We start from the raw sequence: 24,784 nt of genomic DNA, 5'->3' as shown, positions 1-24,784 counted from the left end.
CGTTACGCGCCCTCGCCGAGGTCGTTCTTGATCTTGGTGGTGGAGACGCCCTCGGTGCGATCGAGGTAGACGACCTCGCAGTAGTCGCGCAGGATCTCGAAGCGCGGGTCGCCCTCCCAGTCGCCGCCCATCACGACGGTGTCGATCTCGTACTTCTGCACGTCGCGGATCTTCTGATCCCACGCTTCCTCCGGGATCACGAGGTCGACGTAGCGCACAGCCTCGAGCATGTTCTTGCGCGTCTCGAAGTCGTGGTACGTCTGCTTGCCCTTGCCGGCGTTGAACGCTTCGGATGATGCCGCGACGACGAGGTAGTCGCCGAGCGCTCTGGCCCGGCGCAGGAGTCGAATGTGGCCCCAGTGCAGCAGGTCGAACGTGCCATAGGTCAGGATCCGCTTCATCCTCCCAGTGTACGGTTCGCGGCGTCGGCGAGGACTCAGGCGACGAGCACCCAGACCCCCGCGATCGCGGAGGCGATCGCGATGAGCAAAGCGATGCCGATGAGCACGGCGTGCACCGTCAAGAATGTGGTCGCCCGGCCCTGCTCGTCGCGTGCGCGCGGATCCTTCGCGATGCGCGTCCAGAACCGCGGCCACACCACCACGTTGTAGAAGGCGTTGACGAGCAGCAGGATTCCGGCGAAGACGACCATCTGATCAGTGTAAATGCCCGCGGGCGCGCGTGCATCGTCGCGCACGCGGGCAGCTTTCACGCGCTCGGGGGGCGGGAGGCGCGGGCGCTCGCGATCCCGAACCCGAGTTCGCAGAGGGCGACGGCCGCCAGCATGAGCAGCACCGCCGGCCAGGTCACTCCGGCTTCGACGAGAAGCCCGGGTACGAGCGGACCGGCCGCCGCACCGCCGTACCCGATGCCCTGGCTGACCGCGGAGAAGGCGGCGGTCTGCGCGACGTTCGGGGAGGTGAACACGATGAGCGCGATCGAGAGACCGAATGCGGAGCTCAGCGCGACGCCGAGAATCGCGATGGCCACCGGCATGAGCGCCACCGGTGCGAACCCGAGGCCGACGAGGCCAACGATGGCGAGGAGCGCAGCCGCGACGATCAGGCCGATGCGCCAGCGCGCACGCGAGGCGAGGCTGGGGGCGATCAGCGATGCGGGGAGGCCGGCGATGCTCATCCACGCGAGGAGGAGGCCCGCTTGAGCCGGATCCGCGCCGCGTGCGATCGCGATGGTCGGCAGCCAGGCGGTGAGCGAGAAGTAGATCAGAGCCTGGCATCCGAAGAACCCGGTGACCGGCCACAGTCCGCGTGCCGCGAAGATCGACTCGCGCGGCTGCGCGGTGACGACCGTTCCAGAGCGCCCGCCGCCGTCGACGCGACGCCCGAACGCGATGGCGAGGGCGCAGGCGATGAGGAGCGGTACCGCCCATGCTGCGAGCGCCGGGCCGACGTGCTCGCCGAGCGCGTGGAACAGCGGAATGGAGAGTGCGGCACCCGTTGCGGCGCTGACGCCGAAGGAGGTGGTGTACACCCCGGTCCAGAATCCGCCTCGCGCGGAGAGGGAGTGGCGGATGATCTGAGGGGCCAGGATCCCGAGGAGTGCGATGGACGCTCCGACGGCGACGGTGCCGATGAACAGGGACGCCGGAACCAGCGGCCGCAGCAGCGTTGCGACGGCGAGCACGGCGAGGAGCAGTGAGATCGCCCGCGTCAGGCCGAGGCGCGACACCAGGACCGGTGCGAGGGGCGAGGCGATGCCGAAGAGCAGCACCGGAATCGAGGTCAGCACCGCGATCGCCGTGTGCGACAGCCGGTACGCGTCGCCGATCTCGCCGAGGAGCGGCGACACGCTGGTGATCGGGTAGCGTACGCTCAGCCCGACGGCGACGACGAGTATTCCTGCTGCGATCCCCTGACTGCGGCTAGGGCCGCTCATCGAGCAGACGTTCCTGCTGGGCGAGCACGCCGAGCGCGGCGTCGCGCGCCTGTTCGGGATCACCGGCGGCGATCGCCCGAAGCAGGGACTCGTGCTGATCCGCGCGATCCGGATCCCCGCCTGCGGCGAGGCACGAGGCATCCGAAACGGATTCGCGCAGGGAAGTGTCGAAGCTCGCGTAGATGTCGAAGAGCAGCTGATTGCCGGAGGCCGATGCGATGGCGAGGTGGTACGCCACGTCTGCCTCGGTGAACGCCTCCGAATCGCGCGCCGCGATCGCTGCACGGCGCTGCTCGAGCAGCTCTGTGAGGCGCGCGAGATCCTCGTCGGTGCGTGAGGTCGCCGCCTCCGACGCGGCGAGGGCGTCGAGGGCGCGGCGCACGCGGATGACTTCGCGGCTGTCGGCCGAGTGGAGCGCCCGGCGCAGGGCCACCTGCGTCGGATCGGTCGCGATGACGTAGGTGCCGTCGCCCTGCCGGGTTTCGAGCAGGCCGAGCTGCACGAGGGCGCGAACCCCCTCCCGCACCGAGGGGCGACTGACGCCGAGCACCACGGTGAGCTCGGCTTCCGAGGGGATGCGGGTACCGAGCACCCAGCGCCCCTCGCTGATCTCGCGCTTCAGCTCATCGACCACCGTGTCGACGAGTGAGCGCCGTTGAATATGTCGCACGTCACCATCCTTGCAGATTCGGGTACTTGTATGGTTATCATATGTCTTACGTTTAACCGGCGCTATCCCGAACCTGCACGGACGCATGAAAGGCTCTCCAATGACGGCGACCCCCACTCCGACCCGGCTCCGCACCCCCGGCCTCGTCGATGGCCACGTCCACCCGGACAAATCATCGTGGGGCGCTCCGTGGATGTCGCGCCGGCCGGCCTCGACGCTCGCGGAGCTCATCGAGAACGACCGGGCGACGCAGTTCTCGTACGCGCGGAGCGTCGAGGAGCGCGCGTACGCCCTGCTGTCTCACGCGCTCGCCAACGGCACGCTCGGCATGCGTGCGCACGTCGATGTCTCCTCCGAGCTCGGCACCGCGAACGTCGAGGGCGTGCGCGCCGCGGCCGAGCGGCTCCCCGGCCTCACGGTGCAGATCGTCGCGTTCCCCCAATTCGGCCTGGTCACCAACCCCGGCACGCTGGAGGCGATGGCTGCATCGCTCGACACCGGCGCCGATCTCGTCGGAGGCATCGACCCGGGCGGTATCGAGGGAGATCTGCACGGGCATCTCGATGCCGTGTTCGGTCTGGCCGACCGCGCGGGGCGCGACATCGACATCCACCTGCACGACGGCGGTGAAGACGGCCTCGCGCAGATCCGCGAGATCGCCCGCCGGACGACAGCTGCCGGGCGTCACGGTCGCGTGACGATCGGGCACGCCTTCGCGCTCTGCGACACCGAGCTGCCGAGCCTCGGCGAGACGCTCGATCTCGTCGCAGAAGCCGGTATCTGGATCGCGACCTGCGCACTGGGGCCGGATCCGGTGCCCGAGCTCGACCGCTTCGAGCGCCACGGCGTTCGACTGGTCGCCGGCTCCGACGGAGTCCGCGATTCGTGGAGCCCCTTCGGCACCGGCAGCATGGTCGATCGAGCGCACCTGCTCGCGTATCGCACCGGCGCGATCACCGACGCCGAACTCGAGCGCGCCTTCAGCATCGCGTCCGTCGCGGGCGGGGCCATGCTCGGACTCCCCGAGATCGCCGAGTGGACCCCCGAGAGCACCACGTACCTCGAATTCGAGGCTGAGAATCTGGCGCAACTCGTCACCGATCGGCCCGCACCTCAGCGCGTGGTGCGCGGCGGCGTCTCCGTCGTCTGACGCGCCGGCGCGCACCCACTCACACTCGAACCACGCTTACCGCAACACTCATCGCAGCACCTCGCAGGAACAAAGGAGTCCCCGTGTCCAAACGACCTCTCACGCTGATCGGCGCATTCGCCGTCGCAGCGCTGACCCTCACCGCGTGCGCCGGAGGCGGGGGATCCGCTTCCGGTGGAGACGGCGCAGGCGCAGCCTTCGACATCGACGCCGCGAACCTCGCGACCACGACGGAGCCGGGCACGGCCCCCGTCGATGAGGTCACGTGGAACCTCCCGTACGAGCCGCTCTCCCTCGACCCCATGCTCTCGTTCAACTACGCCGAGAACACAGTCGACGCGAATCTCTGCGAGGGCCTGACCCGCATCACGTCCGACCTCGACATCGAGAACGCGCTCGCCGAGTCGGTGGAGTCGCCCGACGACACCACCTACGTCTACACGCTGCGCAACGACGTCACCTTCTGGGACGGCACACCGCTCACCGCCGACGACGTGGCCTACTCGCTCGCACGACAGGTCGGGCCCGACTCGGCGACGTACTGGGCCGACTACTTCGCCAACGTCGCATCGGTCGAGAAGACGGGTGACCTCGAAGTGACCGTCACGCTGACGCAGCCGGACGCGCTCTTCGAGCAGGGCATGTCGAGCGCTGCCGGTGCGGTCGTCTCGAAGGCCGCAGCCGAGGCCGCCGGCGAGCAGTTCGGCACCCCCCAGGGGGGCCTGATGTGCACGGGACCCTTCTCGCTCGAGAACTGGGAGCCGGGCAAGGCCATCACCCTCGCGAAGAATGCGGACTACTGGGACGCTGAACTCGTGCCGAAGGTGGAGCGGCTCACCTTCAGCTTCATCGCAGACGAGTCCACCGCGGTGAACGCGCTGCGCACCGGCGACGTCGACGGTCAGTTCTTCTACCTGCCCCCGGCCGGGCTGACGCAGCTCGAGGACAGCGATGCGACGATCACGTTCGGCGAGTCGTACATCTTCTGGTCGCTCCGCGCGATTCAGGAGACCGGAACCTTCTCGAACCCGAAGGTGCGCGAAGCGCTGCTCGCGGCGATCGACACGGAAGCCATCGCCGACGTCGTGTTCCAGGGCGCGGCCATCCCGTCTCCCGTGCTCACCGGCCCCGCCTACTACTCCGACGACGAGGCGGGCGAGCTCTTCCAGGAGGCGTACGACAGCTACTCGATCGAACCCGACATCGAGCGGGCCAAGTCGCTCCTCGCTGAAGCGGGCGACATCTCGGCTCCGATCGTGCTCGGCGTGCAGGGCTCGTCGGCGGTGCACGAGCAGACGGCCAACCTGATCCAGGCCGCCGGTGAGGCGATCGGTCTCACCATCGAGACGAAGGTGATCCCGGTCGAGCAGTTCGGCAACCTCTACTTCGACGAGACGGCGCGCGAGGGTCTCGACGGCTTCTTCACGACCTACTACGGCAACGTGACGGATCCGCTCGACGTCTACACCACCTTCACCCCCGACAGCACGAACAACTTCATCAAGTACGACGGGGCCGCGGAGGAGCTCGCCGAGGCCCGCAGCACGCTCGACCCGGTCGAGCGCGCGAAGCACACGATCGCCGCGCAGGATAAGATCACGCGCGACCTGCCGTGGCTGCCCATGGGCGACCTCCCGGTGATCCTCGTGCAGAACGAGGCGATCTCGGGCGCCACCGCATCATCGGCCTACCTCGGATACCCGTGGGCCGCGACCATCGGGGGCGTGGAGTAACCCGTGTCCATTCCCGCATTCCTGCTGAAGCGAACGGGTGGGCTCCTGCTCGTTCTGCTCGTCACCTCGTTCGTGGTGTTCGGCATGCTCTATCTCGCTCCCGGGAGCCCGCTCAGCTTCGTGCTCGGGCCCCGGGGCGGCACGGCCGAGCAGATCGCGCGGGTGACCGCGCAGTACCACCTCGACGACCCGTTCTTCGTGCGGTACTTCGCCTGGATCCGCGACATCCTCAGCGGTGACCTCGGCGACTCGGTCGTGTACCGGCAGCCCGTCTCCGATCTCATCGGCGGCCGCATCGGCACCACGGTGGCGCTCATTGCGCTCGCGACGCTCATCATCGCCGTGGTCGGCGTCGGCCTCGGCCTCATCGCCTCGTTGAAGGGCGGCTGGGCCGACCAGGTCATCACGACGCTCTCGACGCTCGGCCTCGCCACGCCGGCATTCGTCGTCGGTGTCGCGCTCATCAGCGTCTTCGCGGTCGGACTGGGGTGGTTCCCGACGAACGGCAGCGGCAGCGGGGGCGTCGATACGCTCTACCACCTCGCGCTCCCCGCCATCGCGCTCGCCGTGGCGAGCGCCGCCTACCAGACCCGCATCACGCGGGCCTCAGTGCTCGAGGAGGAGGGGCGCGAGCACGTGCAGACCGCGGTCGCCCGCGGACTGCGACCCCGCATCATCATCCAGCGGCACATCCTCCGCAACGCGCTGATCCCGATCACCACAGTGCTCGGCCTGACCGTGGCGACCCTGATCGCGGGCGCCGTCGTGATCGAGAACGTCTTCGCGCTCGACGGCCTCGGGTCGCTGCTCGTGCGGGCGATCCTGCAACGCGACTTCGCCGTCGTGCAGGCCGTCATCCTCGTCCTGGTCGTCGCGTTCGTCGTCATCAACGCCGTCGTCGACTTCCTGTACACGATCATCGATCCGCGCATCCAGCTGGGGAGCAAGCAATGACCGCGCCGCGCACGACACAGATCGCCCTGCGACGATCGCAGACGAACGACCCCGGCCGCCTCGTGCTCGCCGGCCGCAAGCTCGGCCCGACCGGCATCATCGCGGTCGTCGTGCTCGCGGTGTTCGTCATCGCCGCCGTCTTCGCACCGTGGCTCGCGCCCTACGATCCCGACTTCCCCGACCTCTTCGCCGCGCTCTCCGGGCCGAGTGCCCAGCACCTGCTCGGCGCCGATGCGCTGGGCCGGGATCTCCTGTCGCGCCTGATGTACGGGGCGCGCATCACCCTGCTGGGGCCGACGCTCGTGATTCTCATCGCGACCGTCGTCGGCACCGCGCTCGCGTTGATCGCCGCCTGGAATCGGGGCCGGGTCGACACCGTGATCTCGTGGGTGCTCGACGTGCTCTTCGCCGTGCCCGGCATCGTGTTCGCGCTGATCGCCGTCGCGATCTTCGGACCCAACCTGCCCACGGTCGTCGTCGGCCTCTCGATCGGCTACATCCCGTACGTGGCCCGCGTGGTGCGCGGTGCGGCCCTCCGCGAGCGAGGCATGCCGTACGTGCAGGCGGCATGGCTGCAGGGCCAGTCGGGCGTCGGCATCAGTCTGCGCCAGATCTTCCCCAACGTGCAGCCCATCGTCGTGGCGCAGGCCGTCTCGTCGCTCGGCTTCGCGGTGATCGACCTCGCGGCCGTCTCCTTCCTCGGTCTCGGGGTGCAGCCGCCGACCGCGGACCTCGGTCTCATGGTGAAGAGCGGCTTCGACTCCCTCCTGCGCGGCCAGGCACTCGAAGCCATCGCCGCTGGTCTCGCGATCGTGCTCATCGTGTGGAGCATCACCGTCATCGGCGACCGGCTCGCCTCGAACGCAAGGAGCATCCGATGAGCGCGCCACTGCTCGAAGTGCACGACCTCCACGCCAGCCTCATCACGAAGTACCGTCGCCTCGACCTGCTGAACGGTGTGAGTTTCACACTCGACCGGGGCGAGGCGCTCGGCCTCGTCGGCGAGTCGGGATCGGGCAAGTCGCTGACCACCCGCGCGATCACCCGCATGCTCGCCCCCGGATTCCGCACGACGGGGACGGTGCGCTTCGACGGAGAGTCGGTGCTCGACATGAAGCGAGAGCGGTTGCGCGGCTACCGGGCCCGGGACGTCGGCATGATCTTCCAGGATCCCCGCGCCCACGTGAACCCCGTGCACACCGTCGGAGACTTCCTCACGGAAGCTCTCGTGCGCGACCGCGGGGTGAAGCTCGACGACGCGAAACGCCGAGCCGTGCAACTGCTCGACGAGGTGGGCGTGCGGCACGCGGAGCGCCGACTCGCGCAGTACCCGCACGAGCTCTCGGGCGGGCTGCTCCAGCGCGTGATGATCGCGAGCGTGCTGCTCGCGGAACCGCAGTTGATCCTCGCCGATGAGCCGACGACCGCGCTCGACGTCACCGCGCAATCCGACGTCATGGCGATCCTCGACGAGCAGCGCAAGGCGCGCGGCCTGTCACTGCTCTTCATCACGCACGATCTCGAACTCGCGAACGCCTGCTGCGACCGACTCGCCGTCATGTACGCCGGGGAGATCGTCGAGCAGGGTGCGCAGGTCTACGAGGCGCCGCAGCACCCCTACACGGTCGAGCTGCTCGGAGCGCGGCCGAGCATCGCGGAGCGGCTCGATCGGCTGCCCGTGCTCGAGTACAACCTGGAGATCCACGAAGCACTGAAGGCGAGGGCCGACGCATGAGCGCACCCATCATCACCGTGACCGACCTGCGCAAGGTGTTCGCCGCCCCGCGCGGCTCGAAGGGCGAGGACGTGGTCGCCGTCGACGGCGTCTCCTTCGAGCTGCACCCCGATGAGTGCCTCGCGATCGTGGGGGAGTCGGGGTCGGGAAAGACCACGGTCGCGCGCATGATCGTGGGCCTCGAGACCGTCACCTCCGGCACCGTGACGGTGCTCGGCGCGGATCGCACTGCCGCACCGCGCAGCCTCGCCGCCCGCCGGGAGCGCGCGCGCGAGGTGCAGTACGTGTTCCAGGACCCGTACTCGTCGCTCAACGGGAGGCAGCGCATCGGCGAGGTCATCATGTCGAATCTGCGGCTGCACGCGAAGGCGGTCGGGGCGCGGCCGACTGAGGGCACGGTCAAGCAGCGCGCGCAGGGCATTCTCGACTCGGTCGGGCTTCCGCAGCGCTTCTTCGACCGCCTCCCGCGAGAACTCTCCGGCGGGCAGCGGCAGCGCGTCGCGATCGCGCGTGCGCTCGCCGCAGACCCGAAGGTGATCGTGCTCGACGAGGCCGTCGCGGCCCTCGACGTGTCGATCCAGGCGCAGATTCTCAATCTGCTCGCCGACATCAAGGCGGAGCGGCAGGTGAGCTACCTCTTCATCTCGCACGACCTCGCGGTCGTCAACCAGATCTCCGACCGGATGGTGGTGATGGAGAACGGTGTGATCGTCGACCACGGCGCCACGGCCGAGTTGCTCGCGCACCCCACGCACCCGTACACCCGGTCGCTGCGCGCGGCGGTTCCGGGGCCGGGGTGGAAGCCGACCCGGCGCGAGAAGCTGGCGTCGTGAGCGCCGCCGCAAGCATCGCGGTGCGCGCCGCGCACGCCATCGTGTTCGACGAGGGGCGCGACGGCGGCCCGGGCTTCACCCTGATGCGCGACGCGACGGTGCTCGTGACCGGCGACCGCATCACCGCGATCGCGCACGGAGGCGCGGGAGAGGAGCTCGTCGCGGAGGCGGCCGAAGTGATCGACCTCGGCGAGAGTCTGCTGATGCCCGGCCTCATCGACCTCGAGGGGCTCGTCGACATCGACCACCTGCTGCTCGACTCCTGGTGGAGCCCAGAGCACGAGGCGCGCCTCGACTGGTCTGCCGACTACGCGAGGGCGCCCCGCGAGGTGCTCTCCCCCGCTGATCGCAGCCTGCTGCGCCGATACGGTCTCGTGCAGCTGATCCTCCACGGGATCACGAGCGCGATGCCGATCTCGTCCGAGATCCACGGCGCCTGGGCTGAGACGCACGACGACCTGCTCGATACGGCCGGCATCGCGAGCGAACTGGGCATCCGCACCTTTCTCGGTCCCTCGTACCGCTCCGGGGTGCACGTGACCCGTGCCGACGGATCGACCGGAGTGCACTGGGATGAGGCTCGAGGCGAAGAGGCCTTCGCCGGTGCCGTGCGCTTCCTCGACACCGTGGACGCGATCGCCGACCCGCTGGTCACTGGCGTGCTCGTGCCGTGCCGCATCGAGACGGTGACCGATGCGATCCTCGCCGAGACCGGGCGCGTCTCCGCGGAACGCGGCGTGCTCGTGCGCGCCCACGCGACGCAGGGCCTCGATTCCGAGATCGGGGTGCTCGCGGGGGATGGCCGAGAAGCGCCGCTCGACGCTCTCGATCGCGCTGGCCTGCTCACCGATCGCCTGATCCTCGCCCACGGCGTCTACCTCGACGTCCACCCCGACGTGCACGGGGAGGATCGCGGTGACCTCGCCAGGCTCGCCGCAGCAGGCGCGTCGCTCGCCCACTGCCCGCTCACGAATGCGCGCTACGCGTTCTGGCTCGAACGGCTGTCGCAGTACCTCGACGCCGGGGTGAACATCGCCCTCGGCACCGACTCGTTCCCACCCGACCTCGTGCGCGCCATCGATGCCGGCGTGCAACTGGCGAAGGCGCAGCACGACGACCTCGGACGCGGCATGCTCGCCGAGTACGTCGAGGCCGCGACGCTCGGCGGGGCCAGGGCGCTGCACCGGCCCGACCTCGGACGCATCGCACGGGGCGCAGCCGCCGATCTCGTCGCCTTCGCGCTCGACGACGTTCGGATGGGAGCGGTCGACGATCCGATTCGTACGCTCGTGCTCGCGGGGTCGGGTCGCGATGCGCACTTCAGCATGGTGGCGGGCCGCGTCGTGATGCGGGACGCGGCGATTCCCGGGGTCGATCTCGATGCGCTGCGACGCGAGGGCCAGCGCGTCTTCGAGCAGTTGCGAGCCGCGTATCCCGAGCGCGACGCACTCGCCGGGCCGCACGGGTCGAGCGAGGCCGAGCTCTTCCCTCCGGTGTTCCCGGCGTACCAGCCGCGTCACGGCTGAGCGCCCCCATTAGGCTGACGGCATGAACGAGTACCGCCAGATCGTCCGCAAATGGGTGAAGCCGGAAGACCTCAATCAGCACGGGGCGCTGTTCGGCGGCCGCCTGCTCCAGTGGGTCGACGAGGAGGCGGCGATCGTCGCCGTCGCGCAGCTCGGCACCATCGACGTCGTGACCAGGCACATGTCGGCGATCGACTTCTCGGCGCGCGCCGACCGGGGCGACCTGCTCGAGCTCGTCTACTCGATCGTCGCCTACGGCCGCACCTCGATCACCTTGGCGTGCCGTGTGGAGAACGCGGTCACCGGTGCCGAGATCCTCACGCTCGAGCGCATCGTCTTCGTCGCGGTCGATGCGACGGGCGCTCCGGTCGTGCACGGGCGCACCGCCCCGACGCCGGGCACTGAGCGCCTCCGCGAGTCGTCGAAGTGACGCCGACTACTCGGCGGGTCGCAGGTCGTAGGTGACCCACGGCGTCAGCGTCGCGACCCGATCGTAGAGGCTGCGGGCGGTCGTATTGCTCTCGTCGGTGATCCACCGCACGAGCGATGCGCCCTCGTCTCGCGCGATCTCGGCCAGGCGGTGCAGGATCGCGGTGCCCGCTCCCGTGCCGCGCGCATCCGGCGCGGTGAACAGGTCGTCGAGGTAGAGGCCGCTGTCGCCGTAGATCGGGCGGGCGTAGGCGCGGTAATGGGCGAGCCCGACCGGCGTGCCGTCGACCTCGGCGATGAGCCCGCGCGTCTGGTGGGCCGGGTCGGTGAGCCACCCCCAGACCGTGTCGTACACCGCTGGGTCGTGCGGTTTCTCGTAGAAGTCGCGATAGCCGCGGTACAGCTCCGCCCACGTCTCCCGGTCGTCGGGTGCGACATCGCGCACGCGGACGCGGCCGGCAGTCGCCCCGTCGCTCATGCGAGGCGCTCCGTCTCGACGAAGACGATCGGCGCGCCGTCGCCGCGATTCTCGACGCGGTGCTCGGAACCGGCGGGTCGCGTGTAGCTCTGCCCGAATACCAGTTCAGCGACGATCTCGCTGCCGTCCGCGGCGACGACGTGCATCGTGTCGGTGACGAGCGGCACGACGACGTACTCGAAGTCGTGCCGGTGCATGGGGATCGCGCCCCCGGGCTGGATCGTCCACCGCGTGACTCTGAAGAACTCGTTCTCGAGCTGCACCTCGCCCTGTGATCCCGTGCCGTGTGCGTCGCTGCTCATGCATCCTCCTCGAACGTGGTGCGGTCTTCGCCGGGAGGCCGGCACCGCAGAACCTGCTCCTCAGCCTACGCCCGCTCGGCGTCGCCGAGACTGGATCGGAGTCCGATGAGTTCGGGATACAGGGCGAGGATCACGTTCGAGAGCACGAACGACGACGTGATGGGCTGCCCGAGCGCCTGCTCGACGCGCGACAGGCGATACCGGACGGTGTTGGGGTGCACGAAGAGTGCTGCAGCGGTGCGGGTGACGTTCTGCTCGGTGGCCAGGTACGTGACGAGAGTCTCCCGCAGCTGCGGTGCGGCGACGGGGGCCAGCGTGCTGCGGATCCGCTCCTCCAGCTGGCGCGCGTCGACGTGCGAGAGCAGCCAGGTGGCGAGGTCGATGCGGTCGATGAGCACGGGGCCCAGCCCTTCCGGGGCGGTGGCCGCTGCGGCCCATTGACGTGCGATGCCGAGACCCGTCTCCGCTTCGCGCACGCACTCGGAGATGCGGGAGAGCGCGGAGAACGGCGCGGAGACGCCGACGAGATACTGGCGTGAGATGTCTGCGAGCCACCGCTCGCTCGCCGGCGTATCCGGCACGATCGCGGAGAGCGTCGCCGGGGCGTCCATTCCGACCCGTCGCAGCATCGCGAGGAGCGGCAGCTCCTCCGACCGCGCCCTGGCATGGAACTGGGTGACGTGCCCCTCCGTGGCCGTCGTGCCGTCGATCGGCGCCGCCTCGATCGTGCGGATGGCGGCGTATGCGGGGAACCGGAATTGCGCGAGCCGACTCCAGAAACGGTGCTCGCGAGCGGGGAGCACCCCGTCGTAGAGCGATGAGATGAGCTGCTCGTTGTCCCGCCGATCGCGCTGGGTCGCGCCGTACTGGATGCCGTGGACGGCGCCGAGCAATCGCTCGGAGGTGTCGAGGAGGAGTTCGCCGAGCTGGTCGAGCGTGTCGGCGCCCCGGCTGGCGATCGCGATGACGTGCACGCCGTCCCTGAGCGCGACCCGCCGCGTGCGCACCGCCCACCGCCCGATCGACAGCTGGAGCTCGCGGCGGTGCGTCGCCGCCACCTCGTTCCAGATGAGCTGGGTGGGTGCCTCGCCGGTGCTCGCGACGATCGTGCCCTCGAAATCGTAGATGACGGCGGTGCCCTTGCAGAGCGTCGCGATGCGGGACGTCAGGGCGTGCACCGGGTCGGTGGAGGCGACCGCGGAGAGCAGGGCGTTCGTGATGTCGAGCGTGGTGCGGAGGCGATCGATCTCGGTGATCGGAACGGACGGCGTCGTCATGCGGTGCTCCGAGCATTGTGTGAACGGGAGATTTCAGAGAGGGTTTCGATGCGATTTTTGGAGATTCTACAAGAGGGCGCTCTGAAAGCTTCGTATTCTCTAGTGACCACGGCGACGAGGCGCAGCAAGGTTGAGGCATCCGGAACTCAACGATGAACTCCAGGAGGAGCCCATGAACCATGTCCGTGTCGCAGTCGACGTCGGAGGCACGTTCACCGATGTGTGCATCTTCGATGACGATACGCAGCAGATGCGCATCACGAAGGTCCCCTCGACGCCGAGCGATCCGATGGAGGCGGTGATGCACGGCGTCGCTCGCGGAGAGATCGATCTGTCGCAGGTCGTCCAGTTCTCGCACGGCACGACCGTCGCGACGAACGCGCTCATCACCCGGAACTTCCCGGCCGCCGCTCTCGTCACCACCCGCGGGTTCCGCGACGTACTCGAAATCCGGGACGGCACGAAAGACGATCTCTGGGATGCGTACAACGACGTCTCGGAACCGTACATCAGGCGCCGGGATCGCTTCGAGGTCACAGAACGCATCGACTACAACGGCCACACCATCACCGCCCTCGACGAGGGCGAGGCGCGCGCACTCGCCGAGCTGCTGCATCGCCGCGGGGTGAAGACCATCGCCGTGTGCTTCCTCAACTCCTACGCGAACGCCGCTCACGAGACCCGCATGCGGGAGATCATCGAGGAGACCATTCCCGATGCGACCGTCTCAACGTCGGCCGAGGTGCTCCCCGAGATCTTCGAATACCCGAGGTTCAACACCGCCGTCGCGAACGCCGTGCTGGCCCCCCTCGTCTCGGGGTACGTGAATCGCCTGGCCGCGCGCCTCACCGACGGCGGCTACCGGGGCGATCTCCTGCTCCTCCACTCGGGCGGCGGCTCCATGACGCCCCGTCTCGTCGAGAAGTTCCCGGTGCGGCTCGCCGCCTCCGGCATCGCAGCCGGAGCGATCTCGGCGAAGCACATCGCGCAGCAGTGCGGGTACGACAACGCGGTGAGCCTCGACATGGGCGGAACGTCCACCGACATCGCGCTCGTCGCGGACGGCGAACTGCGCGTCTCCCAGGAGTGGCAGGTCGAGTACGGCCACCCGATCATCTTCCCCTCGATCGAGGTGCTCACCATCGGCGCGGGCGGCGGCTCGCTCGCGCACATCGACATCGCCGGCTCGCTGCGCAACGGCCCGCAGTCCGCCGGGGCCGACCCCGGCCCGGCGTGCTACGACACGGGCGGCGACGCACCCACGAACACGGACGCCAACGTCGTACTCGGCCGGCTCGGCACGTCGCTCGCCGGTGGCGCGAAGCACCTGCAGAAATCGCTCGCCGAGGCCGCGATCACCCGCGCGATCGCCGAGCCGCTGGGCATGGAGCTCGCGGAGGCGGCCCACGCGATCGTCGCTGTTGCGAACGCCAATATGGCCGACGCGGTGCGGTTGGTCTCGATTCGACGCGGATACGACCCCCGCGACTTCGCCCTGCTCGCCTTCGGCGGCGCCGGAGCGCTGCACGGTGCCGACGTGGCCAGAGAGCTCGGGATCCCGACGGTCGTCGTCCCGCCCAGTCCCGGTGTGACCTCCGCCATGGGGTGCCTGCTCGTCGACATTCAGCACGACTTCGCGCATATGTACACCGGTCTCGCCTCGGGGGCTGATGAGGAGGGCATCGAGCAGGAGTTCGTCGCACTCGAGAACGAGGCGTCGGCCCGCCTGCGCCACGAGGGCGTCGCCGAAGCGGACGGGCTGCTGCAGCGCAAGATCTCGATGCGGTACCAGGGGCAATGGCGGTCGCTCCAGGTGCCGATGGGCTCGGGTCCGGGCGCCGTTGAGCAGGCGGTGCGCACGTTCCACGAGCAGTACGAGCGGGAGTTCGCGTTCCGGCAGGACGACGCGCCGGTCGAGGTGTATCAACTCCACCTGACGGCCGTCGGCAAGATCCCGAAGCCGTCGTTCAGGCCGGCGGAGGTGGTCGAACAGGCTCCGGGTGAGCCTGAGGATCGCCGCGACGTCTACTTCGGGTCCAACGGCTGGCTCGATACGCCGGTCTACGATCGCGACGCGCTCGCCGCAGGCACCGTGTTCAGCGGGCCCGCCATCATCAACCAGCTCGACTCGACCACCGTCGTGCCCCCGCACACGAACGCGGAGATCGACGAATGGCTCAACATCCGCATCCACCTCGAGGAGATCAACTCATGAGCGACACCCTGATCCAGGCGCCGGCGACGGGCGCCGCTCCCGCCCGGAGCACCACCCTCGACCCGGTGACCTTCGAGGTGCTGAAGAACGCCTTCGCCACCAGCGTCGACTTGATGAGCGAGCAGATCCTCCGCACGTGCTATTCGTTCGTCATCTACTCGCGGGACTTCTCCTCCGCGCTCTGCGATGCGCGCGGCAACACCGTGATGCAGGGCTCCGGCGACATCGCGGTGCACGTCGGCACCCTTCACTTCCAGGCGAAGGCGGTGATCGAGCAGTTCGACGGAGACATCCACCCCGGCGATGTGTTCGCGATCAACGACCCCTATCGCGGCGGCACGCACTTCAACGACGTCTCCTTCGTGCGTCCCGTGTTCTCCCAGGGGCGCATCATCGCCTTCGCGCAGAACAAGGGTCACTGGGCCGACATCGGCGGGAAGGTGCCGGGCTCCTTCGACGTCTCGGCGTCCGAGCACTTCGGGGAGGGGCTGCGCATCCCCCCGATCCGCGTGTGGTCGAAGGGCGTCTTCCTGCACGATGTCGCGCAGCTGCTCGTCGCGAACACCCGCGCGCCCGAGCAGGCGCTCGGCGACCTGCACGCTCAATCGGAGGCCACGGCGGTCTGCGAACGGGAGGTGCTGCGGCTCGTCGAACGGTACGGCACCGAGACCGTCGAACTCGCGATGCAGGAGACGCAGGACTACGTGGAGCGGACCGTGCGGCGCCGTCTGGCCGACCTGCCCCGCGGCCGGTGGGAGACCGTCGACTACCTCGACCTCGATCCCGGCAAAGCCGAGGGGCTCGTGCCGGTGAAGATCGTCATGACGCTCGATGGCGAAGGGATCCACTACGACCTGGAGGGCAGCGCCGGCGTCGTCGACACCTTCTTGAACTCCGGCTACGGCACGACATTCTCCGCGATCTACGCCGGCACGAAGACGTTCTTCCCCGATGTGCCGCTGAACTCCGGTTTCTACGCGGCGGTCACGGCGGAGATCGGGCCGGAGGGCACGGTGGTGAACGCCGGCTGGCCGCACGCCGTGACCGGCTTCTGCTCCGGGCCGTACGAGAAGCTGATGAACGGGATCTTCGAGATCTGGTCGCAGATCATGCCGGAGCGGGCGATGGCGTGCGCCTTCAACCTCGAGTATCTGCTCGTGGGCGGGCGCGACTCCCGACGCGAGGAGAACCCGTACTTCATGTGGTACGACTGGATGGCCGGCGGCTGGGGCGGCCGCTCCTCCAAAGACGGTTCGACGGCGACGGCGCCAGTGTTCGGCGTCGGGCTCGCGGTGCAGGCGTGCGAGGGTCAGGAACGACTCACCCCGGTCCTCACCACCATGCACCGCATCGGCACCGATTCAGGCGGCCCAGGCCGGTTCCGCGGCGGGTGCGGCGTCGAGAAGGGCGGAACGCTCACCGATGCTGACGCCTCGGTGATGAGCTACTGCTGCGACCGCGCACGCTCCATCACGTGGGGGATCGAGGGCGGCCTGCCGTCGATCCCGCACGGCGTCTGGCTCAATCGCGACACCGAGAACGAACGGTTCCTCGGCTCCATCTTCTCCTCGGTCCCGGTGCAGCCGGGCGACACCTTCTACCGGCCTTCGGCGGGCGGGGGCGGCTTCGGAGATCCCCTCGATCGCACGCCGGATGAGGTGCTGGAAGACGTGATCGACGACTACGTCTCGATCGAGCGAGCAGCGGCCGATTACGGCGTCGTCGTCATCCCGATCGATCCCGATCTCGACCAGTACGAGATCGATCGGGAGCGCACCGCCGAGCAGCGAGCGCACATCCGCACGCATCGCCGGGGGTGGCTCGAGGAGGACCCCGAGCGCATCGCCGAGCAGTACCGCGCCGGGGAGATCGATCTGCTCGATGTCATTCGGCGGCACGGCGTGATTCTCGACTGGGGCACCGGCGAGCTCTTCGTCGAGACCACGCGACAGCACCGGGAGCAGATGGTGCGGCGATCCGCCTCGCACTGGGCTGCCTAGCGCGCTGCTGCAGCGCGTCTGATCCCGGAGGGGAGGGAAGGGCCGGTATTCGATGGGGCACGCCGCTCGTTGCGGTTTGTGCAAATGCCAGAGAATGTCCCGGCCCTTCCGGCTCCTGCACAGTACTTCATCGGGTCTCGACTTATCACAATGAGATGGCGACGCCCACTCACACCCAATACCAATGGAGGTACGGACCGTGACAATCAACCTCACCGGGAGCAACGACGACGTCGAAGCGACCGATGCACTCGCCCGAACAGGCGACGACCAAGACCAGATGAGCCGTGGCCGATTGACGATGGCGTGGTACGGCACGGCGAGCGCCTTCTTCTTCGTCTACATCGGCGCCGCGATGGCTTCGGCGTACGGCACGGTGAACGCGATCATCGGCATCGTGCTGACGATCATCGCCTACGGCCTCATCAACAGCGTGCTGTCGCGCTACGCGATCAACAACCGCACAACGGTCGCCCAGTTCTCGCGGACGATCCTCGGCAACGCCGGGTCGGCCATCGCGATGATCATCTTCGCGCTCATCGCGATCTACTACGCGGTCTTCGAGGGCTCCATCGTGGCCTACGCGTTCATGACCGCGTTCGGCGGCGAGATGTGGGTGTGGAGCCTCGTCGTCGTCGTCTACTCGACACCGCTCATCATCGGCGGAGTGCGACGCTTCCTCGACAAGATCAACGGCATTCTGATGCCGATCTACTTCTTCGGGCTCGTGGCCGCCGTGATCTGGGCGGGGGTGCAGTACGGGTTCACGGATGCGTGGCTCACGCAGGCGCCCGACGTTCCCGTCCCGCTGTCGATGGGCGGCCCTGGCTGGCTGGCGACCTTCGCCGGGTACATGGGCGTCTGGATCATGATGATGTTCACCATGGACTTCGCCTCGCTCGGCAAGCGCAAGGACATCGCGTACCACCAGCGCGTCACCTTCGGCCCGTTGTTCTACGTGCTCGCCTACGGATTCTCGGCGTTCGTCGGCATCTTCCTGACCTTCACGATCCCCGGGCTCGAAGCCTCGGAAACCGGTCTCGCCGGCGGCCTCGTGAGCCTCATGGGCATCCTGGGCCTGATCGTCGTGATCGCGACGCAGACCCGCATCAACACCGCGAACTACTTCCTCGGCGCCGCGAACCTGCGGGCGTTCGGGGAGAAGGTGTTCAAGATCAACATGCCGAACATCGTGTGGGTGCTGCTGTCGTCCGTCATCATCTTCCTCTTCATGCTGCTGCCCGTCGTGGAGTACCTGCTCATCGCGCTCGCCTGGCAGGGCGTGCTCGTCACGGCCTGGGTCGCGATCGCGCTGACCCACATCCTGCTCGGTCGCTGGCAGAACGAGGAGCACTCGGCGATCGGCGACCAGCACTACAAGGCGTTCAACAACAACGGTCTGATCGCCTGGGTGGTGGCGACGCTCGTTGGCATCGTGATGCTGCAACTCGGCACGTTCAACCCAGACCTCGCCGGCATCGGCGCGACCTGGGGGCCGATCCTCACGGCGGTCTCCGCGGCGCTCGTCTACGGGATCCTGTGGAAGACCAACCCGGTGAGCCGCACCGGCCTGATCAAGGTGGTCGGAGCTTGAGCATCGCGGGATCCTGACTCCCGGGAGTTCGACACGGGGAGCGCGTGCCGTGCTGCGACAGAGATGCGCAGTGCGGCACGCGCTCCCCGTGTGCGTCCGGAAGGAGCGGCTAGTACGGCTCGATCTCCACCAGCCGCAGCGCCATGAGGCACGTGGCGCGGCCGTCGAGCGTGTCGAGCGAGATGCCGAGCAGCTCCTCGATGCGGCGCAGGCGGTAGCTCAGCGAATTGCGATGGATGTAGAGCTCCTCGCAGGTTCGCGACGGCTGAGCGTCGTTGCGCAGCCAGATCCGCAGCGTCGGCAGCAACTCGGTCGCGCGGTGCTCGTCGTGATCGAGCAGGGGGGCGAGAAATCGCTCCGCCGCCTCACGGGCCCCCCGCCCGGCTGCGGCGGCCACGACCGCGCTGAGGCCGAGCACGGGCGCCAGCACGGGAGCCGACACGTGCCGGATCAGGTTGAGCGCATGGACGAGTGCGATCCGCAGCTCGTCGATCGTGCGGGCCGGCCCGCGCAGCACGAGCGGCAGCACCGGCTCGATTCCGAGCAGTCGTTTCGAGACCTCGTCGAACGCCTCCCGCGGGAACTGGGCCAAGGCGATGAGCTGCTCATCGAGTTCGGCGACGCGAACGTCGTGGAACGTGTCGTGCAGTGCGACGCGGAGCTTCCAGGCTGCTGCGGCGTGCTCACCGCTCATGTCGGCGACGAGCAGCGTCGTCTCGGCGCGTCGGCTCAGCCCGAGTTCGTGGAACGCGTTCGCCACGTCGCTCCGCGTCGACTCCGACCAGGCAACGCACCGGTTCACGAAACGCAGCATGTCCTGGTGGCTGCTCGCATCGACCACGACCGAACGGTTCAGCTGCAGGGCGAGGATCGAGGTGACCGGGGCGAGGAGCGCCTCGACCTCCGCGGACGACCCGTAGAGCCGCACCGCGAGCTGGCAGGAGTTGCTGAGGCCCATCGGCAGCGGCACGGTGACGGTGTCCGGCTGCGACGCTCGTGCGGCGCCCGTGCGCCACGTCACCGTCTCCGGGTATTGCGCGATGAGCGAATCGAACGCGTCGTACACGGCGATGGGGAGCTCGAGCGCGGCGTACATGGCCGCGAGCAGCGTCGAGATCTCCGCGCCCTGGCTGGCGAGGCGCGCGCATTCGTCGGCGAGCAGCCAGCCGCGGTCGAGCAGGGCGATGCGCTCCGCCTGCAGCATGCCCTCGACGTGCTGATCGATCTTGAGGAGGGGGACGGTGGTCGGCACTTCGAGCAGCGGCAGATCGTGAGCAGTGCAGGCCGTGATCAGGCCTTTCGGCAGCGAATCGTGCGCGGCGCCGACCGCGAACGCCAGTGCGGCGACCGGCACGCGGGTGAGCCGCTCCACGTAGCCGTCCCAGATGCTCTCCTCCGAGAAGTTCATGCCGATCCCCGAGGTCAGGAGCAGCACGTTGGCGTCGAGAAACGGGGTCGGATCCAGGTGCTCGGTCGGCGCGCAGCGCACGATCTCCTGGCTCAGTCGGTCGGGTCCGGTCGGCGTCTCCAGCCGCAGTTGCAGGGAGTGCTCGGTCAGCAGGTCGGCGACGCGCATCGGGCATCCTCTCGCGCTTGCACAAATCACATCAGAAATTTCTTGCAACTGCATAATAACGTTCGCTTGACGCTCCGCGTAGCTTGGGGGCTATGACATCACAGCGAAGTGACTCGGTTTCGGTGAACTCGGATATGGGCGAGGCCTTCGGTCTCCACACCTTCGGCAACGACCCGGCCCTCATGTCGCTCATCGACGTCGCGAACGTCGCGTGCGGCTTCCACTCGGGCGATCCGGGAACCATGGATGCGACGGTGGCGCTCGCGCAGCAGCACGGCGTTCGCGTCGGCGCCCACCCCGGGCTCCCCGATCTCGTCGGGTTCGGGCGCCGGGAGATGAAGCTCACGCCCGACGAGGTGGAGAGCCTCATCCGGTACCAGGTCGGCGCCCTCGCCGGATTCCTGCGGAAGTACGACCTGCCTCTCAACCACATCAAGCCTCACGGGTCGCTCTACGGGATGCTCGCGCGCGATGAGGCGCTCATGCTCGGCGCCGTCAAAGTCGCGCGCGACTTCGGCGTTCCCGTGTTCGGGATCGCGGGTTCCGCGCATCAGCGCGTCGCGGAGCGCGAGGGCGTCGAATTCGTCGGCGAGTTGTACGTCGACCTCGACTACAACGCCGACGGAGGGCTGATCATCCTGCGGCAGCCGCACGAGACCAACATCGTCGCGGCGTCGGAACGGGCACGTCGCGCGCTCGATACCGGAACCATCCTGGCGATCGACGGCACCGAGCTTCCGATCTCGTTCGGCAGCATCTGCGTGCACTCGGACACCCCGAACGCCGTCGAAGTGGCGACGGCCGTGCGCGCCGTGGTCGACGGGTAGCCGCGCGCCGCCACTCGGCCGCCGCCCACCGGCGACGCCGCGACCCCACGGTTCCGCCGCGACCCCTCCTCGATCCCCTGAAGAAAGCAGATTCCATGAGTTCACAGATCATCGCCCCCATTCCCGGCATCTTCTATCGCCGCCCCGCCCCCGACAAGGATCCGTTCGTCGAGGAGGGCGACTCGGTCGAAGCCGGTCAGACCGTCGGCGTCATCGAGATCATGAAGCAGTTCACCGAGGTGCGCAGCGACACCGCCGGCGTGCTGGCCTCCTTCGCGGTCGAGGATCTCGGCATGGTCGGCCCGGGCGACGTCATCGCGACGATCGACTGACAGCCGCCCCTCGTCCACCGAAGACCTCCGAATCGAGTGAAGGACACACCTTGAAGAAACTGTTGATCGCGAACCGCGGCGAGATTGCTGTGCGGATCATCCGAGCGGCGAAGGAGATGGGCATCGCGACCGTCGCGGTGGCGAGCGAGGCCGACCGGGAGTCGGACGCGGCACGGTACGCCGACGCATGCGTGGTCATCGGCCCCGCTCCCGCCGGGCTCAGCTACCTCAACCAGGACGCGGTGATCGCCGCCGCCGTCGACACCGGTGCCGACGCAGTGCACCCCGGATACGGGTTCCTCTCCGAGAACGCGGGATTCGCGCGCAAGGTGCAGGAGGCGGGCCTCATCTGGGTCGGCCCGAACCCGGATTCGATCGACCTGATGGGAGACAAGGCGCGCGCACGCCAGGCCGCCATCGAGGCCGGGGTGCCCGTGCTCGCCGGCACGGACGGAGTGCTCGACGTCTCAGGGGATCTCGAAGCGCTCGCAGAGGGCATCGGCTATCCGCTGGTCGTGAAGGCATCCGCGGGCGGAGGCGGCCGGGGGATCCGTCGCATCAACGCCCGCGCCGATCTCCGGAGCACGGTCGAGGTCGCGCAGGCCGAGGCGCTCGCAGCGTTCAACTCGAGCGACGTGTACTTCGAACGCTTCGTGACGCACGCGCGGCACGTCGAGGTGCAGATCTTCGGCGACGGCGAGAGCTGGGTGCACCTCGGCGATCGCGACTGCTCGATGCAGCGTCGGCAGCAGAAAGTCATCGAAGAGGCTCCGGCTCCCGGGCTCCCGGACGATCTGCGCGAGCTGATGCGCGCGACCTCGGTCCAGCTCGCGCGTCAGACGGCCTACACCGGCGCCGGCACCGTCGAGTTCCTGTACGATCCCGAGCGCCAGGAGATCGCCTTCATCGAGATGAACACGCGACTGCAGGTGGAGCACCCGATCAGCGAGGCCATCACCGGCATCGATCTCGTGCGCGAGCAACTGCGCATCGCGGCGGGCGAGAAGCTCGGGTACACCCAGGCGGATATCCGTCTCGACGGGCACGCCTTCGAGTTCCGCATCAACGCCGAAGATCCGAACAACAACTTCATGCCGAGCCCCGGCCGCATCGAATCGCTCGATCTCTCGGGCGGGCCGGGCGTGCGCGCCGACTTCGGATTCCGGGCGGGCCAGACCGTCGTGCCGTTCTACGACTCGTTGCTCGGCAAGCTGATCGTGTGGGACGTCGACCGCGACCACGCGCTCGCGCGCGCCGCTCGGGTGCTCGATGAAACGGAGATCGCAGGAATCAACACGACGGTGCCCCTCATGCGCCGACTGGTCGCCCTCGACGACTTCCGCTCGGCCACGCATCACACGACGACCATCGAATCGGTTCCCGGCCTGTTAGGAGAATCCGCATGACGCTCACCGAGCACGCGCGATACAGCTGGGGCGGCGACGAGTTCCTGCTCGTCGAAATCGCCCCCGACATGTCGCTCGAGGCGAACTTCGTCGCGAACGCCATGGCAGCGGGACTCGAAGAGCAGGAGCTCGACGGCATCGTCGACATCTGCCCCGCGAACGCATCACTGCTCATCCGCTTCAACCCGGACGAACTGCCGCACGCCGACCTCGAGCACGCTGTGCGAGCTCTCGAAGCGGAGGTCAAGCAGGCGACGGTGCAGGAGCTGGAAACCCGCATCATCGAGGTTCCCGTCTGGTACGACGACCCGTTCACGAGCGAGACCGAGACCCGGTTCCGCGAGGGCTACCACCAACGACCGGAGGGGTCCGACCTCGACTACAGCGCCGAGGTGAACGGACTCGCGAACGCGGCCGAGTTCATTCAGCGCCACCACGAGACGCCCTGGCTGGTCTCCATGGTCGGCTTCGTCGCCGGCCTCCCGTTCCTCTTCCAGCTGACCCCGAGGGAGCGGCAGCTGCAGGTGCCCAAGTACCTGAGCCCGCGCACCGACACGCCGCCGCTCACACTGGGGTACGGCGGCTGCTTCACCGCGCACTACTCCGTCCGCGGAGCCGGCGGATACCAGATGCTCGGCATCACCCCGAGTCCGATCTTCGACCCGGAGCAGAAGCTCGCCGACTTCGCCGACTTCATGGTGCTGTTCCGCACCGGAGACATCGTGAAGTACCGTCCGATCGACGAAGCCGAGTACACCGAGATCCAGGCCGAGGTCGAGGCCGGAACCTACCGCTACAAGCAGGCGCCGGTGCGCTTCACCCTGGCCGAAGCGCTCGCCGATCCCGACGCGTACAACCGCACTCTCCTGGAGGCTCTCGATGTCGCTTGAGGTACTTTCCCCCGGACTCGCAACGACCGTGCAGGATCGCGGACGCTTCGGTTACTACCGCTTCGGGATCCCGCAGGGCGGCGCGATGGACCAGTACGCGGCGGCACTCGGCAATCGTCTCGTCGGCAACACCGCTGATGCTGCCGTGCTCGAGTGCACCTACCTGGGACCCCAGCTCAAGACGGATGCTCGGGCGGTGATCGCCGTCACCGGTGCGCCCGTCGAGGTGCTCGTCAACGGTGAACCCGCGCCGCAGAACGCGCGTCTCGTGCTCGAAGCGGGAGACGAGCTCTCCTTCGGCATGCTCCGCGGCGGTTCGAAGTTCTTCGTCTCGGTGGCCGGAGGCATCGACGTTCCCCGCGTGCTGGGCTCGAGATCCACCTATCCCATCGGCAAGCTGGGCGGGTTCGAGGGGCGCGCCGTGCAGGCGGGAGACGTGCTGCCGGTCGGCGAAGCGATGCCTCGCGAACTGGCCGTGATGGAATCGATTCCCGAGGATCTGCTGCCGACGTACGACCGCGAGGTGGCCGTCCGCATCATGCTCGGGCTGTACGACCACAAGCTCACCGAGGAGGGGCTCGCCAATCTCACGGGGGCGGAGTGGACGCTGACTCCGGTCGCCGACCGCATGGGGCTCCGCTTCGACGGCCCGGGGGCGGAGTGGAAGCGCGAGGAGCAGCCGTTCGGCGCCGGGCAGGACCCGTCGAACATCACCGATGCGGGGTACGCGGTCGGCTCGATCCAGATCCCCGGCGGCACGCAGCCGATCGTGCTGCACTGCGATGCCGTTTCGGGCGGCGGGTACGCGCAAGCGGCGACGGTGATCAGCGCCGACATGGACCTCTTCGCGCGCATGGCTCCGGGTGCGAAAGTGCGCTTCGTGGCCGTCACGATGGACGAGGCGCTCGCGGCTCGAGCCGAACGGAACGCCCGCTTCGCGCGGGTCTGGGAGTGAGGAGCG

General features: G+C 68.4%; 24 protein-coding genes. 16 read left to right on the top strand and 8 right to left on the bottom strand.

Going from position 1 to position 24,784, the window contains the following annotated elements; all coding sequences use genetic code 11:
* Positions 1–2 precede the first annotated feature (2 nt).
* Genes tagD through JSQ98_RS10320 form a run of 4 tightly spaced genes read right to left on the bottom strand, consistent with a single transcriptional unit; the run spans position 3 to position 2,566 of the window.
* A complete protein-coding gene (gene tagD / locus JSQ98_RS10335) occupies positions 3–401 on the bottom strand; it encodes a glycerol-3-phosphate cytidylyltransferase (RefSeq protein ID WP_090145630.1) in 399 nt (132 codons plus the stop codon).
* 35 nt (positions 402–436) lie between these two features.
* Positions 437–652, bottom strand: a complete 216-nt coding sequence (locus tag JSQ98_RS10330; protein ID WP_200330861.1) for an SCO4848 family membrane protein — start codon at positions 650–652, stop codon at positions 437–439.
* A gap of 56 nt (positions 653–708) precedes the next feature.
* Positions 709–1,896 (bottom strand): MFS transporter, encoded by a 1,188-nt coding sequence (locus tag JSQ98_RS10325; protein WP_200330863.1) that lies wholly within the window; start codon positions 1,894–1,896, stop codon positions 709–711.
* Positions 1,883–2,566 (bottom strand): FCD domain-containing protein, encoded by a 684-nt coding sequence (locus JSQ98_RS10320; protein ID WP_090145626.1) that lies wholly within the window; start codon positions 2,564–2,566, stop codon positions 1,883–1,885. The genes JSQ98_RS10325 and JSQ98_RS10320 overlap by 14 nt, the downstream gene beginning before the upstream one ends.
* Positions 2,567–2,666: 100 nt before the next feature.
* On the opposite strand from JSQ98_RS10320, the gene JSQ98_RS10315 reads away from it, so the two are divergent.
* From JSQ98_RS10315 to JSQ98_RS10280, 8 genes are all read left to right on the top strand, one after another.
* Positions 2,667–3,716, top strand: coding sequence for an amidohydrolase family protein (locus tag JSQ98_RS10315; protein ID WP_211649591.1), 1,050 nt, complete (start codon positions 2,667–2,669; stop codon positions 3,714–3,716).
* Between the two features lie 83 nt (positions 3,717–3,799).
* Positions 3,800–5,449, top strand: coding sequence for an ABC transporter substrate-binding protein (locus JSQ98_RS10310; protein WP_211649589.1), 1,650 nt, complete (start codon positions 3,800–3,802; stop codon positions 5,447–5,449).
* A 3-nt stretch (positions 5,450–5,452) separates the two neighbouring features.
* On the top strand, positions 5,453–6,403 hold the full coding sequence (locus tag JSQ98_RS10305) for an ABC transporter permease (protein WP_336662180.1): 951 nt from the start codon (positions 5,453–5,455) through the stop codon (positions 6,401–6,403).
* Positions 6,400–7,284: an ABC transporter permease gene (locus tag JSQ98_RS10300; RefSeq protein ID WP_090145618.1), complete on the top strand. Its 885-nt coding sequence runs from the start codon at positions 6,400–6,402 to the stop codon at positions 7,282–7,284. The genes JSQ98_RS10305 and JSQ98_RS10300 overlap by 4 nt, the downstream gene beginning before the upstream one ends.
* Positions 7,281–8,138 (top strand): ABC transporter ATP-binding protein, encoded by an 858-nt coding sequence (locus JSQ98_RS10295; protein WP_234037130.1) that lies wholly within the window; start codon positions 7,281–7,283, stop codon positions 8,136–8,138. The genes JSQ98_RS10300 and JSQ98_RS10295 overlap by 4 nt, the downstream gene beginning before the upstream one ends.
* Positions 8,135–8,971: an ATP-binding cassette domain-containing protein gene (locus tag JSQ98_RS10290; protein WP_211649587.1), complete on the top strand. Its 837-nt coding sequence runs from the start codon at positions 8,135–8,137 to the stop codon at positions 8,969–8,971. Before JSQ98_RS10295 ends, JSQ98_RS10290 begins: the two co-directional genes overlap by 4 nt.
* Positions 8,968–10,497: a chlorohydrolase family protein gene (locus JSQ98_RS10285; protein ID WP_211649586.1), complete on the top strand. Its 1,530-nt coding sequence runs from the start codon at positions 8,968–8,970 to the stop codon at positions 10,495–10,497. Before JSQ98_RS10290 ends, JSQ98_RS10285 begins: the two co-directional genes overlap by 4 nt.
* Positions 10,498–10,519: 22 nt before the next feature.
* Positions 10,520–10,927: an acyl-CoA thioesterase gene (locus JSQ98_RS10280; protein ID WP_090145610.1), complete on the top strand. Its 408-nt coding sequence runs from the start codon at positions 10,520–10,522 to the stop codon at positions 10,925–10,927.
* A gap of 6 nt (positions 10,928–10,933) precedes the next feature.
* Here JSQ98_RS10280 and JSQ98_RS10275 read toward each other — a convergent pair whose 3' ends face one another.
* The 3 genes from JSQ98_RS10275 to JSQ98_RS10265 all read right to left on the bottom strand — a co-directional run bounded on the left by JSQ98_RS10275 (position 10,934) and on the right by JSQ98_RS10265 (position 12,983).
* Positions 10,934–11,404 (bottom strand): GNAT family N-acetyltransferase, encoded by a 471-nt coding sequence (locus JSQ98_RS10275; RefSeq protein ID WP_211649584.1) that lies wholly within the window; start codon positions 11,402–11,404, stop codon positions 10,934–10,936.
* Positions 11,401–11,706, bottom strand: coding sequence for a cupin domain-containing protein (locus JSQ98_RS10270; RefSeq protein WP_090145604.1), 306 nt, complete (start codon positions 11,704–11,706; stop codon positions 11,401–11,403). The genes JSQ98_RS10275 and JSQ98_RS10270 overlap by 4 nt, the downstream gene beginning before the upstream one ends.
* 65 nt (positions 11,707–11,771) lie before the next feature.
* Positions 11,772–12,983, bottom strand: coding sequence for a PucR family transcriptional regulator (locus JSQ98_RS10265; RefSeq protein WP_211649582.1), 1,212 nt, complete (start codon positions 12,981–12,983; stop codon positions 11,772–11,774).
* 172 nt (positions 12,984–13,155) lie between these two features.
* Here JSQ98_RS10265 and JSQ98_RS10260 point away from each other — a divergent pair, with 172 nt between their 5' ends.
* The 3 genes from JSQ98_RS10260 to JSQ98_RS10250 all read left to right on the top strand — a co-directional run bounded on the left by JSQ98_RS10260 (position 13,156) and on the right by JSQ98_RS10250 (position 18,792).
* Positions 13,156–15,198, top strand: a complete 2,043-nt coding sequence (locus tag JSQ98_RS10260; RefSeq protein ID WP_211649580.1) for a hydantoinase/oxoprolinase family protein — start codon at positions 13,156–13,158, stop codon at positions 15,196–15,198.
* Complete coding sequence (locus JSQ98_RS10255; protein WP_090145595.1) at positions 15,195–17,198, top strand: hydantoinase B/oxoprolinase family protein; 2,004 nt, start codon at positions 15,195–15,197, stop codon at positions 17,196–17,198. Before JSQ98_RS10260 ends, JSQ98_RS10255 begins: the two co-directional genes overlap by 4 nt.
* Positions 17,199–17,397: 199 nt before the next feature.
* Positions 17,398–18,792: a purine-cytosine permease family protein gene (locus tag JSQ98_RS10250; RefSeq protein ID WP_346728772.1), complete on the top strand. Its 1,395-nt coding sequence runs from the start codon at positions 17,398–17,400 to the stop codon at positions 18,790–18,792.
* 109 nt (positions 18,793–18,901) lie between these two features.
* Here JSQ98_RS10250 and JSQ98_RS10245 read toward each other — a convergent pair whose 3' ends face one another.
* A complete protein-coding gene (locus JSQ98_RS10245; RefSeq protein WP_176698232.1) occupies positions 18,902–20,368 on the bottom strand; it encodes a helix-turn-helix domain-containing protein in 1,467 nt (488 codons plus the stop codon).
* Positions 20,369–20,460: 92 nt separating this feature from the next.
* On the opposite strand from JSQ98_RS10245, the gene pxpA reads away from it, so the two are divergent.
* The 5 genes from pxpA to JSQ98_RS10220 all read left to right on the top strand — a co-directional run bounded on the left by pxpA (position 20,461) and on the right by JSQ98_RS10220 (position 24,778).
* The gene (gene pxpA / locus JSQ98_RS10240; protein WP_090145589.1) at positions 20,461–21,195 is read left to right on the top strand and encodes a 5-oxoprolinase subunit PxpA; all 735 of its coding nucleotides are present in this window, start codon (positions 20,461–20,463) and stop codon (positions 21,193–21,195) included.
* Between the two features lie 95 nt (positions 21,196–21,290).
* Positions 21,291–21,527 (top strand): acetyl-CoA carboxylase, encoded by a 237-nt coding sequence (locus JSQ98_RS10235; protein WP_090145587.1) that lies wholly within the window; start codon positions 21,291–21,293, stop codon positions 21,525–21,527.
* Positions 21,528–21,577: 50 nt separating this feature from the next.
* Positions 21,578–22,933, top strand: a complete 1,356-nt coding sequence (locus JSQ98_RS10230; RefSeq protein ID WP_211649576.1) for an acetyl-CoA carboxylase biotin carboxylase subunit — start codon at positions 21,578–21,580, stop codon at positions 22,931–22,933.
* Entirely contained in the window at positions 22,930–23,823 is an 894-nt protein-coding gene (locus JSQ98_RS10225; RefSeq protein ID WP_211649574.1) for a 5-oxoprolinase subunit B family protein, read from the top strand. The genes JSQ98_RS10230 and JSQ98_RS10225 overlap by 4 nt, the downstream gene beginning before the upstream one ends.
* Positions 23,813–24,778, top strand: coding sequence for a 5-oxoprolinase subunit C family protein (locus JSQ98_RS10220; protein WP_211649572.1), 966 nt, complete (start codon positions 23,813–23,815; stop codon positions 24,776–24,778). The genes JSQ98_RS10225 and JSQ98_RS10220 overlap by 11 nt, the downstream gene beginning before the upstream one ends.
* The last annotated feature ends 6 nt before the right edge of the window (positions 24,779–24,784 follow it).

Source organism: Leucobacter manosquensis (genome assembly GCF_018304845.1).
Taxonomy (GTDB): domain Bacteria; phylum Actinomycetota; class Actinomycetes; order Actinomycetales; family Microbacteriaceae; genus Leucobacter; species Leucobacter alluvii.
The sequence above is the reverse complement of the archived record's forward strand: the minus strand, read 5'-3'. Positions and strand labels throughout refer to the sequence as shown.